The sequence below is a fragment of the Argonema antarcticum A004/B2 genome (genome assembly GCF_023333585.1).
GTDB classification, from domain to species: domain Bacteria; phylum Cyanobacteriota; class Cyanobacteriia; order Cyanobacteriales; family Aerosakkonemataceae; genus Argonema; species Argonema antarcticum.
In genome coordinates, this window is the sequence record NZ_JAIQZN010000114.1 from 1 (window position 1) to 15,146 (window position 15,146).

The 15,146-nt window shown below is 45.6% G+C and carries 13 protein-coding genes; 9 read left to right on the plus strand and 4 right to left on the minus strand.

All coding sequences use genetic code 11. From position 1 onward, the window contains the following. The first annotated feature begins 627 nt into the window (after positions 1 to 627). The 4 genes from hbs to LAY57_RS30680 all read left to right on the plus strand — a co-directional run bounded on the left by hbs (position 628) and on the right by LAY57_RS30680 (position 5,137). A complete protein-coding gene (gene hbs, locus LAY57_RS30665; protein ID WP_249070976.1) occupies positions 628 to 906 on the plus strand; it encodes a non-specific DNA-binding protein Hbs in 279 nt (92 codons plus the stop codon). A gap of 29 nt (positions 907 to 935) precedes the next feature. Beyond that, positions 936 to 2,033 carry a threonine-phosphate decarboxylase CobD gene (cobD, locus tag LAY57_RS30670; RefSeq protein ID WP_249070989.1) on the plus strand — a complete coding sequence of 366 codons (1,098 nt, stop codon included), beginning with the start codon at positions 936 to 938 and terminating at the stop codon, positions 2,031 to 2,033. Positions 2,034 to 2,121: 88 nt separating this feature from the next. Further along, a complete protein-coding gene (locus LAY57_RS30675; protein ID WP_249070977.1) occupies positions 2,122 to 3,582 on the plus strand; it encodes a dihydrolipoyl dehydrogenase family protein in 1,461 nt (486 codons plus the stop codon). A 355-nt stretch (positions 3,583 to 3,937) separates the two neighbouring features. Continuing rightward, positions 3,938 to 5,137 (plus strand): zinc ribbon domain-containing protein, encoded by a 1,200-nt coding sequence (locus LAY57_RS30680; protein WP_249070978.1) that lies wholly within the window; start codon positions 3,938 to 3,940, stop codon positions 5,135 to 5,137. Positions 5,138 to 5,147: 10 nt separating this feature from the next. Here the strand turns inward: LAY57_RS30680 and LAY57_RS30685 are convergent, their stop codons facing one another. Then, positions 5,148 to 5,636: a GNAT family N-acetyltransferase gene (locus tag LAY57_RS30685; RefSeq protein ID WP_249070979.1), complete on the minus strand. Its 489-nt coding sequence runs from the start codon at positions 5,634 to 5,636 to the stop codon at positions 5,148 to 5,150. Between the two features lie 25 nt (positions 5,637 to 5,661). After that, a complete protein-coding gene (hisC, locus tag LAY57_RS30690; protein ID WP_249070980.1) occupies positions 5,662 to 6,729 on the minus strand; it encodes a histidinol-phosphate transaminase in 1,068 nt (355 codons plus the stop codon). Positions 6,730 to 6,837: 108 nt separating this feature from the next. Here hisC and LAY57_RS30695 point away from each other — a divergent pair, with 108 nt between their 5' ends. The 5 genes from LAY57_RS30695 (at position 6,838) to LAY57_RS30715 (ending at position 13,479) form a co-directional block, all read left to right on the plus strand. Beyond that, entirely contained in the window at positions 6,838 to 7,641 is an 804-nt protein-coding gene (locus tag LAY57_RS30695) for an aminotransferase class IV (protein WP_338022522.1), read from the plus strand. Positions 7,642 to 7,861: 220 nt separating this feature from the next. Continuing rightward, positions 7,862 to 9,700, plus strand: a complete 1,839-nt coding sequence (gene ftsH3 / locus LAY57_RS30700; protein WP_249070981.1) for an ATP-dependent zinc metalloprotease FtsH3 — start codon at positions 7,862 to 7,864, stop codon at positions 9,698 to 9,700. 269 nt (positions 9,701 to 9,969) lie between these two features. After that, positions 9,970 to 10,143, plus strand: coding sequence for a heavy-metal-associated domain-containing protein (locus LAY57_RS30705; RefSeq protein WP_249070982.1), 174 nt, complete (start codon positions 9,970 to 9,972; stop codon positions 10,141 to 10,143). Positions 10,144 to 10,195: 52 nt separating this feature from the next. After that, positions 10,196 to 12,448, plus strand: coding sequence for a heavy metal translocating P-type ATPase (locus LAY57_RS30710; RefSeq protein WP_249070983.1), 2,253 nt, complete (start codon positions 10,196 to 10,198; stop codon positions 12,446 to 12,448). A gap of 86 nt (positions 12,449 to 12,534) precedes the next feature. Next, entirely contained in the window at positions 12,535 to 13,479 is a 945-nt protein-coding gene (locus LAY57_RS30715) for a cupredoxin domain-containing protein (protein ID WP_249070984.1), read from the plus strand. A gap of 48 nt (positions 13,480 to 13,527) precedes the next feature. Here LAY57_RS30715 and LAY57_RS30720 read toward each other — a convergent pair whose 3' ends face one another. Then, a complete protein-coding gene (locus LAY57_RS30720) occupies positions 13,528 to 14,328 on the minus strand; it encodes a phytochelatin synthase family protein (RefSeq protein ID WP_249070985.1) in 801 nt (266 codons plus the stop codon). A gap of 593 nt (positions 14,329 to 14,921) precedes the next feature. Beyond that, a partial coding sequence (locus LAY57_RS30725) for a WD40 repeat domain-containing protein (RefSeq protein WP_420839159.1) occupies positions 14,922 to 15,146 on the minus strand: 225 nt, incomplete at its 5' end.

Consider the following 15,146-nt stretch of genomic DNA (forward strand, 5'->3'; position numbering starts at 1 on the left):
TCAAAAGTCAAAAGTCAAAAGTCAAAAGTCAAAAGTCAAAAGTCAAAAGTCAAAAGTCAAAAGTCAAAAGTCAAAATGGGCTAGGGCTAGAAGACCAATTCAGTAATCGTAGGGGCGAAGCATTCGGGCAGAAAATCTATCGCTCTTACCTATATTTTTTACCCGAATGCTTCGCCCCTACAAGCTAAAAACGCACCACCAAATATTACTGAATCGGTGTTCTAGGGGCTGGGGAAGAGGTGGAAGATTCTGCTCCTCTGCTCCTCTGCTCCTCTGCTCCTGTAGACGTTCTTAATTCCTGAAACCCTTGATTCTATTCCCTTCTTCCCCTAGTCCCTAGCCCCTAGCCCCTAGTCCCTAGCTATAGGCATCGCTTAAAAAAATCCTGAAATCCATATATCTTAAAGGTTCCATCGATCCATATTAGACAAGTACACCTTAGAATAGGGCAGTGAAACTTCGCTTTGATGAGCATTTCAGCGATTTTAAGTTGAAAGTCCCGCTCATTGCTGAGGAACTTGGTCTCCCTCAAAAGACCCGGAATCATTCAGCTGCCCCAGGCCAACGCCAGTTGGATGGGGCTTACAAATCACTAACAGCAGATTTCTAAGGAGTTCAAGCAAGAAAATGAACAAGGGCGAATTAGTCGATGTCGTAGCTGACAAAGCTAGTGTGACTAAAAAACAGGCGGATGCTGTCCTCACAGCTGCCCTAGAAGCAATTGTGGAAGCGGTTTCTTCTGGTGACAAAGTAACGCTGGTGGGCTTTGGCTCTTTTGAGCCTCGCGAACGCAAAGCCCGTGAAGGTCGAAATCCCAAAACTGGGGATAAGATGGAAATCCCAGCGACTAAGGTGCCTGCCTTTTCTCCGGGCAAGCTGTTCAAGGAAAAGGTCGCGCCCCAATAGTTAATTGTTTGACAGGGACGAATTTTTTGTTGCATCGACCGCTGCATGGGGGGAATTTAGCTTGGGCAGCTGCACTGGCAGGCTGTTCCCCTGGTGCTATTGTTGATTTTTCGGCCAGCATCAACCCGTTGGGGCCACCAAAGTCGGCTTTAGCAGCGATTCAAGCGCACCTGAGCGACCTAGTAGCCTATCCAGACCCGGATTATCAGCAACTGCGATCGTCCCTGTCTGAACTGCACAATCTACCTTCTGATTGGATTTTGCCCGGTAACGGCTCTGCCGAACTGCTGACTTGGGCTTGTTGGGATCTGTCCAAACTCCAGAGGACTTATCTGGTGACGCCTGCTTTTGGCGACTATTTCCGGGCTTTGAAGGCATTCGGCACGAATGTGGTGAAGTGTCCTTTGGGGACTGGGGACTGGGGACTGGAGAGTGGGATCTGGGACAAACAGATGGGCTCAGGACACATGAGTGGTTTGCTGCTGAATAACCCTCACAATCCGACGGGTCAGCTGTTTTTCAGGGAGACGATTCTGCCACTACTGGAGCAATTTGCTCTGGTGGTGGTGGATGAAGCTTTTATGGATTTTCTGCGGCCCTCTAGCCAGCAAAGTCTAATATCGGTAGTGCAGGAATATCCCAATTTGGTGATTCTGCGAAGTCTCACCAAATTTTATAGCTTGCCCGGTTTGCGGCTTGGTTATGCTCTAGCTCATCCCGATCGACTTCGACGCTGGCAGCAGCTGCGCGACCCTTGGCCGGTCAATATTTTAGCCGCTGCTGCTGCCCAAGCTGTCATTAAGGATACTGTTTTTGGGCAGCAAACGTGGGATTGGCTGGAGGAGGCTAGAGCCCTCCTGTTTGAGGGTTTAGCTCAAATACCGGGCTTGCATCCCTACCCCAGTGCTGCCAATTTCTTGCTGGTGCAGTCGGAACAATCTAGTACGCAGGTGCAGGAAAGTTTACTCAAAAAAGAGCAGATTCTGATCCGCGACTGTCTCAGCTTTCCTGAATTGGGCTCTAGCTATTTCCGGGTGGCAGTTCGCTCTGTGGCAGATAACCAACGCCTCATTGATGGGTTGGCAGAAATCAGAAGCAGGGAAGAAGGGGAGAATTTTAGATTTTAGATTTAAGATGGCAAATTGAATTTGAAATCTTAAATTTGAAATCTGAAATTCCCCAATCCAAAATCCAAAATCTAAAATCCAAAATCGTATGGTTGACTACGATGTAGTTGCGATCGGGGGTAGTCCGGCTGGACTTTATACTGCGATCGCGGCAACTTACCTAAAAGCCCGCGTTGCGTTGGTAGCATCCCCGCTGCTGGGTTCAACTTGGTCAGAATCAGGCTCTAAATGCAACAAAGCTCTCATTCAGGTGGGACGAGTTGCCCATCAGATGCGCGAAGCATCATCTTTTGGGGTTTATTGGGAACCAGAGTCAGAATCTGCACGGCTAGGCGTGGGAGTGCGATTTGCCGACGCTCTGAAGTGGGCTAAAGGGGTAGTCTCTGCCCTCGACGAACAGCATTCTCCAGCTGTTCTGGCTTCTCTGGGTGTGGATGTAATTTTTGGTGAAGGGGAATTCTGCCGAAAACCACACTTTGCTTTTGTTGTCAATGGGCAAATTCTGCGATCGCGTGCTTACCTGATCGCCACTGGATCTCGTCCTGTAATTCCAGACATTGATGGACTGCAAAGTACTGGTTATCTCACTCCCGATACTATCTGGCAGCAGGCAAATGTCAACATCCCCAAAAGCTTGATTTTCATCGGCGGCGACCCCGTAGGTATAGAATTGGCTCAGACTTTTGCGCGTTTGGGTTTCCGCGTCACTGTTGTGGTGAAGAGTTCCCATATCTTGACTAAAGAAGATTCGGAGGCGGCGCTTCTCGTTCAAGCGCAATTGGAAGCTGAGGGCGTCCGGGTTTTGACGGGGCATCAAGTTACCCAAGTAAAGTGGCTTGATGACAAAAAGTGGGTTCAAGCTGGAGATCGGGCGCTTGAAGCTGATGAAATTGTAGTTGCTGTCGGTCAGCAGCCCAATGTTGATTCTTTAAATTTGGAAGGGGTGGGGGTGAAATGCGATCGCCACGGCATTGACGTTAATCAAAAATTGCAAACGACTAACTCCCGGATTTATGCCTGCGGCGATGTTTTAGGTGGCTACCGATTTGCTCACGTGGCAAATTACGAAGCTCGCATCGCCCTCAAAAATATGTTGTTTTTCCCGTTTTTCAAGGTTGATTACCGCTATATGCCTTGGGCTATCTTTTCCGATCCGGAACTTGCACGGGTAGGTATGACTCAAGAACAAGCTAGACGCCGCTATGGGGATGATGTGTTAGTTTTGCGCCGCTATTTCAAGGGGGTGGACAAGGCTCAGATGTGCGGGGAAACTACAGGTTTTTGTAAAATCTTGGTTCTTCGCAGTGGTGAAATTCTCGGTGCCCACTTGGTTGGGCCGCAAGCGAGTGAGTTGATTCATGCGATCGCTCTAGCTATGCAGCAACGTCTGAAATTTCAAACACTGAGTCAACTACCTACAATATTTCCCACTTTGTCTGATATTTACTCGCAAACAGCAAGCGACGGTCATCAGCAACGTCTCTCTCAACATCCCACTAGGCAAAATTGGTTAGAAAGTTTCTTCAATCTGCGTCGTTCTTGGTCTTAAACGAGAAATTGTCTGTTGTTATCGGGGGGTAAATTTTTACCACAGATGAAGACAGATGAACACGGATGAACACAGATAAGAGTGGTAATTTTTTAGACAACCAATGCCACCGGAAATGATGAATCCCTCTCGTACTGATTCCTAAATTATGATTTAATTAAGTAAATGAGGTATTATAGTAACTGCTCTCGTCGGTTAGGACAACTCCAACTTTTACCTCTGCTCTTTCTATCCCTTACTCCGTAACCCTCTTCCCTCTTCCCTCTTCCCTCTTCCCTCTTCCCTAGCCCCTAGTCCCTAGTCCCTAGCCCCTACCTATAATATGTTCTCATTCATTAAAAAGATTAGCAATAAGTTGATTCACAAGTCAACTTATATTCATCATGAACCGATTAACAAAGTCAGCCTAGTTATTCTCATATTAATTGATGTTTTTGTCCTGGTTAATGTTTTTAGTGGATTAAATAGTATTTCCCAATGGCCACTCAGTCCATCCGAAGAATTTCCGTGCTTTTTGGCATATCAAGATTACCAAACAGCCGATAAGAAAGGAACTACTGCATTTAATGTCACCACTATTGAAAATCTAATTGAGCAAAATAAATCATCTCCATCTCTTGCTGTTGACAATTCCAACAGATTGGGTCAGAGTTCAAATCTATGTACAAACTACACGCGCTTATCCAAAGCGATTAATACCGCTGAAAATGTCCAACTAAAAGCGAGTATCGATAAACAAAAAAGCGAAGTTTATTCTCTAAAACAAGACATTCAAACGTTGCAAAGTCAGTATAATTCTACATTACTGGAAAAAATTGCTGGTCAACCTACTGAAAAATCAATCAATAAAGTTAATGCCGATCGCGTAAAATCAGAAATTGAGCGCAATCAGAAACAAATCGCCAATAAGGAAAAGGAAATCACCGATCGCCAAACTAAATTAATTAAAGATCCTGCTTCGGAGGCTTATCTTAAGCTTCTCAATAATACTTCAGAATATCAAGCAATTAAAAAGGGGTATGAATCAGCCGAGTTTTGGTATCCCAATAAACAACTACTATTACAAACCTTATTTCTATTACCGTTAATCCTCATAGCTTATCTTTGGCATTCAACAGCAATTAGAAAAAATATAGGGTTGCAAGCGCTACTTAGTTGGCATCTACTTCTCATATTCTGCATTCCTTTGCTGATTAAGTTTTTTGAGTTTCTTCAGTTTGGTAATCTTGTCGGTATAGTGATTGATTTAATTATCGATCTGTTCGGTGGATTAGTTTTTATTGCCAGTTATGCGTTGATTTTGATTATTCCTTTATTAGGGTTGGGTTTAATCAAAATACTTCAAAGATGGGTTTTTAATACCCGCCTTCAAGCCAAAAAGAGAATCCAAAAAGTGCGTTGTATTAATTGCAACTTCCAACTTCGCTTGACCGATGAGTTCTGCCCATCTTGCAGTTTCAATCAGTATATAGATTGCTCAAATTGTCATCATAAAACGTACAAGTTTACAAAATTTTGTAGTAGTTGCGGTCATCAAATAGAAGAGAATCAATAATCTGTAGGAGTTAGATAGGAGCAGTTACGTCAACTGCTGTCCAGGTGAGAAAACATCGATTACCCTTCTGCTCTATTATTTTTGCACCCAAGCGATGATAAAAACTCAATCCGCGAGTGTTGCGAGCATCAGCATTCCACGCAAGATGAGTACAGTCATTTGCTTTAGCAATTTGAAAAAGATGACTCATCAATGCCGATCCTGCTCCCCGGCTTCTCATCTCTTCATCTACGTATAAATCATCTAGCCAAATGCTTGGTTGACCTGCAAATGATGAGTACCTAAATCCATACACAGCGAATCCAACCTCAGACTCTGAAGTCTCTGCAAACAAAACGTAAGAAAAAGGAATTGCTCCAAAAAGTGTTTTACGTATTTTTTCCTCGGATACTTGCAACACGCCAGAAAAAGCGCCAATATTTCGATCGAATTCTGCCTTCTTCTTGATAAAGGATAAAATCAGCGACACATCATCAGGGATAGCAGTTCTGACTCTCATTGATTAATTCTCACCAGGCTCAAGATTATTCTTCTCTTAGTAAAAAATTGGTTACGCTTAACGCTTCCATTAGTGTTTGGTTTTGGTCGTCGGTGCCTACTGTAATTCGGAGCTTATCTTCTAATCCAGGTTGCTTGAAGTAGCGCACCAAAATTCCCTGTTCTTTCAATTTTAAGTAAAGAGATTCTGCATTTCCTTCTGGAGGAGTCGCTAAAACAAAGTTACCGTGAGAATCAAGCACAGTAAACCCTAAATTATTTAAGTTTACTGTTAGCTGTGTCCGAGACTTTTTAACTTTGTCTGCACAAGCATTTTTGTAGGATTGATCTCTCATTGCTGCTGTGCCAACTGCGATCGCTAGAGCATCAATATTGTAACTGTCTTTTACCTTGAATAACCCAGAGAGTAGTTTTGGATTTGCGACTCCAAAGCCCATTCGCAAGCCTGCTAACGAATACCCTTTTGATAAGGTACGCAATACGATCGCATTCTCGAACTCTTGCACCAGAGGTAGGGCCGAAAACTCAGCAAAGTCAACATAAGCCTCATCGATTACCACAATTCCCGATACTTTCTGTAGCAATTCCCGCAGATCGTCCAAAGGTACTGCGTGACCGGAAGGGCTATTTGGAGAAGCAATGAACGTAATTGCGCCATTTGCCGCAATGAGTTTTTCGATTGGTAATTGAAAGTTAGCAGCATAAGGAACCTCAACTATTTCCGCAGGCTGCATAGCTGATAGAGTGCGATATAGCACATAGGTTGGCATGGGATACACAACTTTGCGATCGCCTCCTTCCGCACAGGCTCGAACCAGTACATTTAGCAATTCATCGCTGCCATTGCTAACAATCACCCAGTCAGCGGGTATTCCCAACACATCACTCACTGCCTGACAAAATCCGATCGCAAACGGATCGGGATAGCGTCGTAGCAACTCGCTATCCAAATTTCGCAGCACCTCTATCGCTTTTGGAGAAGGTGGATAGGGATTCTCATTTGTATTCAGTTTAATAATTTTTATTCCTGGCTTGGGCTGTTCGCCTGGAACGTAGCCCGTCATGGCATCAATTGCGGGACGGAAGTAGCTCATAGTTAATCATAGTAATTCCTGACAAGTTTGTTCATTATATGACAAATTGAGTGGATGCAGCCAAATCCGATTCCACGCTTATTTCGATCCAATTTTTTAGAGAATTAGGTGATTGCTATTTACTGGTATAAGGGTGATTTAATTGAATCTCAAACGCTGGAACTGGGGATAGACGATCCGGGGCTGTTGTACGGGGCGACTGTTTTCACGACGCTGCGGGTGTACGATCGCTCTTTGGATAGTGCCGGGACGAATTGGGCCCGACATTGCGATCGCATTCGTCATAGCTTAGAAAAGTTTGGCTGGCAAATGCCAGACTGGGAGAGAGTGCGACAAGGTGCAGATCTGTTGAAGGCGCACTTTCCAGTCTTGAGAATTGCCATATTTCCCGATGGGCAAGAGTGGATTACAGGTAGATTATTACCAAAGGATTTGCTCGATCGCCAAAAGTCGGGCATAGTCGCTTGGTTAGCAGAAGCCCCCGAATTTCGGCGCAGTCTGGCCGAACACAAAACTGGTAATTATCTCTCAGCTTGGCTAGCATTGAAAGAAGCGCAAAAATACGGAGCTAAAGAAGCGATTTTGCTGGATTCATCTGGAAATTGGTTAGAAACCAGTACAGGCAACCTGTGGGGCTGGCGAGATGGCAGGTGGTGGACTCCGCCAATAGATGCGGGAATTTTACCGGGATTGATGCGAGATTGGCTAATCTGCAAGCTGAGAAGTCAGAATGAAATAGTGGAGGAGGAGCCTTGGAGTGTCGATCTGGTAGCAGGATTTGAGGCGATCGCTTACAGCAATAGCGTTGTAGAAGTTGTTCCCATCCATACCATAATTAGGAGTCAGTTAGAGCGGGAGAGTGGGAGAGTGGGGAAGACCTGGAGTGGGGGAGACGGGAGAGTGGGAGAATAAAAATATTGTTTTTTTGAACATAAAGTATAACAACTCCGAAAGAGCCAAAAGAAAAGAGGTATGGGGGATGGGACTAGCTTGTTTTTTCTTTTGACTTTTGAATGAGTGACTTTTGACTTTATCTAGCCCCTAGCCATTTTCTGAGATAGGTTAAAATAAATTAACATAAGTTAACTAGAAAAATTCCTCAGACTCTAAAACCCAGGAGGGTAGACCAAGCGTGAATAAACAGTGGAGAAATGCAGGGCTGTACGCACTGTTAGCCCTGGTAGTGGTTGCATTGGCGACCGCATTTTTTGACAACAAGCAACCTCAGAGAGAAACGTGGCGCTACAGTGAGTTCCTCCAGAAAGTCGAAAGCAAACAGGTAGGGAAAGTCAGTATTAGTGCAGATCGGTCTATGGCCCGCGTGCAAGCCCCAAATGGCAACAGGGTGATAGTCAATCTTCCCCCCGACCCCGACCTGTTTAATTTTCTGACTAAAAACAAGGTTGATATTTCAGTTTTACCACCAAACGATGATGCCTTCTGGGTGAGGGCGATGAGCAGTCTGTTCTTCCCCATCCTGCTTTTGGTGGGGCTGTTCTTTTTGCTGCGACGCGCCCAAAATGGCCCAGGCTCTCAGGCGATGAACTTTGGTAAGTCGAAAGCCAGAGTGCAAATGGAGCCGCAAACCCAAGTAACTTTTGGGGATGTCGCGGGTATCGATCAAGCAAAGCTGGAACTCAACGAAGTTGTTGATTTCTTGAAAAATGCCGATCGCTTCACGGCTATTGGCGCAAAAATTCCCAAAGGTGTGCTGCTAGTCGGGCCTCCCGGAACGGGTAAGACACTGCTGGCGCGTGCTGTAGCAGGTGAAGCGGGTGTTCCTTTCTTCTCGATCTCCGGTTCTGAGTTCGTCGAAATGTTTGTGGGTGTTGGCGCTTCCCGCGTCCGCGACTTGTTTGAACAAGCCAAAACAAATGCGCCTTGCATCGTCTTCATTGATGAAATTGATGCTGTCGGTCGTCAGCGGGGTGCTGGTTTAGGCGGCGGTAACGATGAGCGCGAACAAACTCTCAACCAGTTGCTGACTGAAATGGACGGTTTTGAGGGGAATAACGGCATCATTATTATTGCAGCAACCAACCGCCCAGATGTACTGGATGCAGCACTGCTGCGTCCGGGTCGTTTCGATCGCCAAGTAGTTGTGGATCGACCTGATTTTGCTGGGCGTCTGGAAATTCTCAATGTCCATTCCCGTGGTAAGACTTTAGCTCAGGATGTGGATTTAGAGAAGATTGCCCGTCGGACTCCTGGTTTTACTGGGGCGGATTTGTCCAATTTGCTCAATGAAGCGGCTATTTTGGCGGCGCGTCGCAATTTGACGGAAATCTCGATGGATGAAGTTAATGATGCGATCGATCGCGTGCTGGCTGGCCCAGAGAAAAAAGACCGGGTAATTAGCGAGAAGCGCAAGGCTGTGGTAGCTTATCACGAAGCTGGACACGCCGTTGTCGGTGCGTTAATGCCAGATTTTGACCCAGTGCAGAAGATTAGCATTATTCCTCGCGGTCAAGCTGGCGGGATCACTTGGTTTACGCCGAGTGAAGATCGGTTGGATTCGGGTCTTGTGAGTCGTTCTTATCTGCAAAATCGGATGGCGATGCTGTTAGGCGGTCGTCTTGCTGAGGAGATTGTCTTCGGTGAGGAAGAAGTGACGACTGGTGCTTCTAGTGACTTGCAGCAAGTGGCGCGGGTGGCGCGTCAGATGGTGATGCGGTTTGGGATGAGCGATCGCATCGGCCAAGTTGCCCTGGGTCGTCAACAAGGTAATATGTTCTTAGGTCGCGATATCATGGCAGAGCGCGATTTCTCCGAAGAAACTGCTGCTGTGGTTGATGATGAAGTCCGCAGTTTGGTAGACCAAGCTTACAAGCGGGCAAAAGAAGTCTTAACAAATAACCGTAGTGTGCTTAATCAGTTAGCAGCAATGTTGATTGAGAAGGAAACTGTGGACGCTGAGGAACTGCAAGAGTTATTGGCAAATAGCGATGTGCGGATGGCGACTGTAGCCTAATCGATTTTAGGTTTAATTTAAGATTGGGGTAATTCGGGAGTTCTCCTGGATTACCCTGATTTTTTTGGCTCTTTCAGAATCAATATGTGATATAGCTAGGGGCTAGGGGAAAAGAGAAAAGGGTTACGGAGTAAGGGATTGAAAGACCAGAAGTAAGAGTTGGAGTGAGGATTTCAAAGACTCTGAAAAATTTTTTCTCACACCCCTTGACTCTCCAGTGTGCTGGAGACTCCAAGATAAAGATAGTTCACTCCAAGAGAGTTTAAATCATGACCTTACAACTAAAAGTGCCTAATATGGCGTGTTCGGCTTGTAGCGAAACCATTACCAAAGCCATCAAGACGGTAGGGGCGATCGGCAACAATTTTTATGCGCTAATGCAACGCCTGTACCGTGGTCTGTATAAGCGATCGCACCATATTGCTTTTGTCAACAGCGATTAATGGACTGGCGCTCTAGGGCCTCATTCTCAAAAAGAAAGTTAGGAGGTGTTGAATGGAAAACGCCAATTTGAAACTGCGGGGCATGAGTTGCGCCTCTTGCGCCAATACAATCGAAGATGCGATTCGCTCCGTTCCAGGCGTAAGTGAATGCAGCGTTAATTTCGGTGTCGAACAAGCCACTGTCACTTATGAACCTAGCAGAACCAATCTCAAAGAAATTCAGGATGCAGTTGATGCAGTGGGATACTCTGCTCAACCCATACAAGATGATTTTGCCGCAGATGATGATGCAGAACGTCGAGAACGGCAAGCCGAAAATCGGGAATTAGCCACGAAAGTTTGGGTGGGTGGCATCATCAGCACCACTTTAGTTATCGGTTCGTTACCCATGATGACAGGTTTGCCGATACCCTTCATTCCCATCTGGCTGCACAATCCTTGGCTACAGTTAGTGCTGACAACGCCAGTTCTGTTTTGGTGTGGTGCATCTTTCTTTATTAATGCCTGGAAAGCCCTCAAACGCCATACAGCAACAATGGACACATTGGTAGCAATTGGAACAGGTGCTGCCTATCTTTACTCCCTGTTTCCAACTGTCTTACCTGAGTTTTTTACCGCTCAAAGATTACCAGCCGATGTGTATTACGAAGTGGCGGCGGTTGTTGTGACGCTGATTTTATTAGGACGACTGCTAGAAAATCGTGCCAAAGGGCAGACCTCGGAAGCTATTCGCAAACTCATGGGTTTGCAAGCTAAAACTGCTCGCGTCATTCGGAACGGCAGAGAGGTTGATATTTCCATTGCTGAAGTCGTTTTGGGCGATGTGATTCTAGTCCGTCCGGGAGAAAAGATTCCGGTAGACGGCGAAATTATTGAGGGTTCCTCAACTATTGATGAAGCAATGGTGACGGGTGAAAGCGTGTCCGTGAAAAAGAAACCCGGCGATCAAGTAATTGGAGCCACTATTAACAAAACTGGCAGCTTCAAATTCCGCGCCATGCGAGTTGGTAAAGACACATTCTTAGCGCAAATTGTCAAGTTGGTGCAACAAGCACAGGCTTCTAAAGCGCCCATTCAACGATTGGCAGACCAAGTAACGGGATGGTTTGTGCCTGCGGTGATTGCGATCGCGATCGCTACCTTCATTCTCTGGTACAACATCATGGGAAACGTGACGATGGCGTTGATTACCACCGTAGGAGTGCTGATTATTGCTTGTCCCTGTGCCCTGGGTTTAGCCACACCAACCTCCATCATGGTGGGAACGGGTAAAGGTGCAGAACATGGCATCCTCATTAAAGGTGCGGATAGTCTGGAACTGGCACAAAAACTGCAAACGGTTGTTTTAGATAAAACAGGCACAATTACGCAAGGAAAGCCAACCGTAACAGACTTTATTACAGTTAACGGCACAGCGAATAGCAATGAGTTAAAACTTTTACAACTAGCTGCATCTGTTGAACGAAATTCTGAACATCCTCTGGCAGAAGCTGTTGTGCAATATGCTCAATCTCAGCAAGTGGGATTAACGGATATACGGGAATTTGAAGCGATCGCTGGCAGCGGTGTACAAGGGTATGTATCAAATCAATTAGTGCAAATTGGCACACACCGTTGGATGAAAGAATTTGGGATCGATACTAGCGCCTTACAACAAGACTGGGAGCGATTGGAATATCTCGGTAAAACCGTAATCTGGCTTGCAGTAGATGGAAAACTGCAAGCCATTATGGGGATTTCTGATGCAGTGAAACCTTCTTCTGCCAATGCAATTCGTATTTTGCAAAAGATGGGATTAGAAGTAGTAATGCTGACGGGTGACAACCGCCGCACGGCTGAAGTAATAGCGCGAGAAGTCGGCATCAAACGAGTCATTGCAGAAGTTCGTCCAGAGCAAAAAGCGGCTCAAGTCGAAAATATTCAGGCAGAAGGAAAAATTGTCGCAATGGTTGGAGATGGGATCAATGATGCACCTGCACTCGCTCAAGCGGATGTAGGGATGGCAATTGGAACCGGAACAGATGTAGCTATTGCTGCTAGCGATATCACTCTCATTTCTGGTGACTTGCATGGCATTGTCACTGCTATTCAACTATCTCGCGCCACCATGCGAAACATCAAACAAAACCTGTTTTTCGCATTCATCTACAACGTGGCAGGGATTCCTATCGCAGCTGGCATTCTCTTCCCAATTTTTGGATGGCTTCTCAGTCCCATTATTGCCGGTGCGGCAATGGCATTTAGTTCGGTTTCAGTTGTTACGAATGCACTGCGTCTGCGGAATTTTCAACCGAAAACACTCTAAACGAAAAAATCTTAATTTATCTGTGTTTATCTGTGTGCATCTGTGGTTAAAAATTCTCGAAATCCAATTTTCAGAGGAAACAACGAGTGAAGAAAACAGCAATTATCGGTAGTATGGCGAGTTTAGGAATTATGCTAGTAACTGCTTCCGGTGAGGCAGTTGCACAAACATCTCGCGAAACTCACCCCTCTACAACAGAACAAACGGGTCAGTTTCGTCACATTGAACAACCATTAAGTAACAAAGTTTTAGTTACCCTTGGTGGACTAGGATTAATTGGTTTAGAACTGTGGTGGTTTCTGCTCAGTAAACCTAAGTCGAAAAAAGCAACCGCAAGCGGCGGGATTCAAGAAGTAACCGTGACTGTTGATGGTGGTTACGAACCAAGTCACATCGTTGTGCAGGCGGGTCAACCTGTGCTACTCAACTTCCATCGCAAAGACCCCAGTAGTTGTTTAGAAGAAGTCCGCTTTCCTGACTTTCACATTGCACAAGAACTGCCACTCAATCAGACTACACCGATTGAATTTACGCCCGATAAACCAGGCAAGTATGAGTTTACTTGTGGCATGAATATGTTCCGGGGAGTCGTTGAAGTTCAATCGGCTGATACAACAGTAAGTCCATCTCCAAAAACAGTTACTCAGGCCGCTAGGGGAGCAGAAGAACACTCAACTTCTCCAACATCCAGTGTGGAAGCGACAATCACGCCAGAGGGAATTCAAGAGGCTACGGTAACGGTTGAGAAGGGTTACCAACCGCAGCAAGTAATTGTTGAAGCTGGATATCCGGTTCGCCTGCACTTCCAACGTAAAAATCTCAGTAAATGCTATGACCAATTACTGATTCCAGAGTTTGCGGTAGCTGTTGACCTTACACTTGACCAAACTACAATTGTGGAGTTTACGCCTGAGAAGCCTGGTACGTATGAATTTATGTGCGGCATGAGGATGAATCGTGGGGTAATTGAGGTAAGAAAATCAAAAACTTCTCAACAACAAGAAAAGCTTCATTCGATGATGCAAAACTAACGGATGGAGCTACAATCAATGACACGCGATCGCTTTGGCATTTAACGCTCAATAATGTCTCACTGCTTCAATAGGTGAGTCTGGTTGTGCAACCTCCAAAGCGGTGGGTATCGCTTCTACAAAATAGGGTGAAACCCTATGCCACTCCTGCAAGTCAAGCGCGACATGAAAAAAAGTCTCCTGCAAATTATCGCTTTTACGAAGAGAGATGTAACCCCGGCACTTGCCCGTTGCTGGATCGAGTGGCTCAAAAGCTTGCCACAGGAGAGGTAAAGGAACCCAATGGGGCGGGTATTTGAAACGGGCAACATCTAGCAGAAGAACCAAGTCTCGCTGAGGATGATAACCGCCGATGGGCGAAAAGTGACCGTCTCCCGTTTGTTCTAAGACTTGTCGGCTATAGGAAGCAACGATATGAATTCCTTCAGGAGTAGCACTCGCCTGTTGTACAACTTCCCGAAAACGATCTAGACTGCTTTGGTTGTAACGGGATGGAGTTGCGATCGCTCCATTACAACGAGCCAGACAGACAAATTCATCGAACGTAATGCCACTATTTTGCACAACAGGGAGTGGCTTACAGCAATCTAAGAATTCTTCCCCGTACCAGCGCCATACACCTTTCCAGATTCGTCCTGGATCGATGGAAAGCGCATTCAGGACAATAACCAGCGTTCCCAAACCACAAAAAGCAGGTTCTGCTTGGGTATGAAACTGTTCAGCTAGCGGAAAATACCCTGCCATTCCTTGCATTTCCAGTGCTTCTCGGAAAATTTGCCTCCCTTCCAATGAAGAGAAGGCAATTAGGGGTTCTGGTAGAGGGCGACGGTAAAATCCTTCAGCAGACATTGATTTTTAGCTTATCGGGTTGATTCGTCAGTGGCAGCAAGCCTAGCCAGTTTATTGGCTCGCCGTCAACTATCAAACCGTCGAACTTTTTACTTGACTCTCCGGTTGACTGGAGAGTTTAGGATAAAACCTGACAGACTGTTGTCACCCCGTCAGGTAACTTCTTGCGACGACTTTCAAATAAGATTTTTTGAGGAAATTGATTGGCCAATTCTTCCAATTTTACTCTTCGATGCTGCTGTAAGATAATAACTAATATCAATAAATAAATACGTTGTTGCGCTTTAGGGTTTAATTCTATACAGGGTTAAGCTGCTACGCTTGTAGCCCGCCAGCGATTCAAATCGCTGGCTAATAGCTAAAGTCCATTTTAATGGACTGAATACTAATCTTCCAGTCCATTTTAATGGACTTTCGCTATTAGCCCGGAAATTGATTTCCGGGCGGGTGTGGACGACACCACCAAAAGGAATTGATTCCCCGGCGGACTTTGATCGCAAATGCAAAATCTAGGTTTAAGGTAGAAACTGTTGCCAGAAACAAAGGTGATGACCCTGATGCAAAACCTGAGTTTACCGAGTTGGCGGTGAACTTCAACGCGACACCCGCCAAATTTTGATTGTTTTGTCATTACTACCACTAACCAAAGTTTGCCCATCTGGACTGATGGCGACAGAATAAACATAGCCGGAATGACCCGACAAAGTGCGGATTAAATTGCCTGTTGCCAAATTCCAAATGTTGATTGTTTTGTCATTACTACCACTAACCAAAGTTTGCCCATCTGGACTGATGGCGACAGAATAAACATAGCCGGA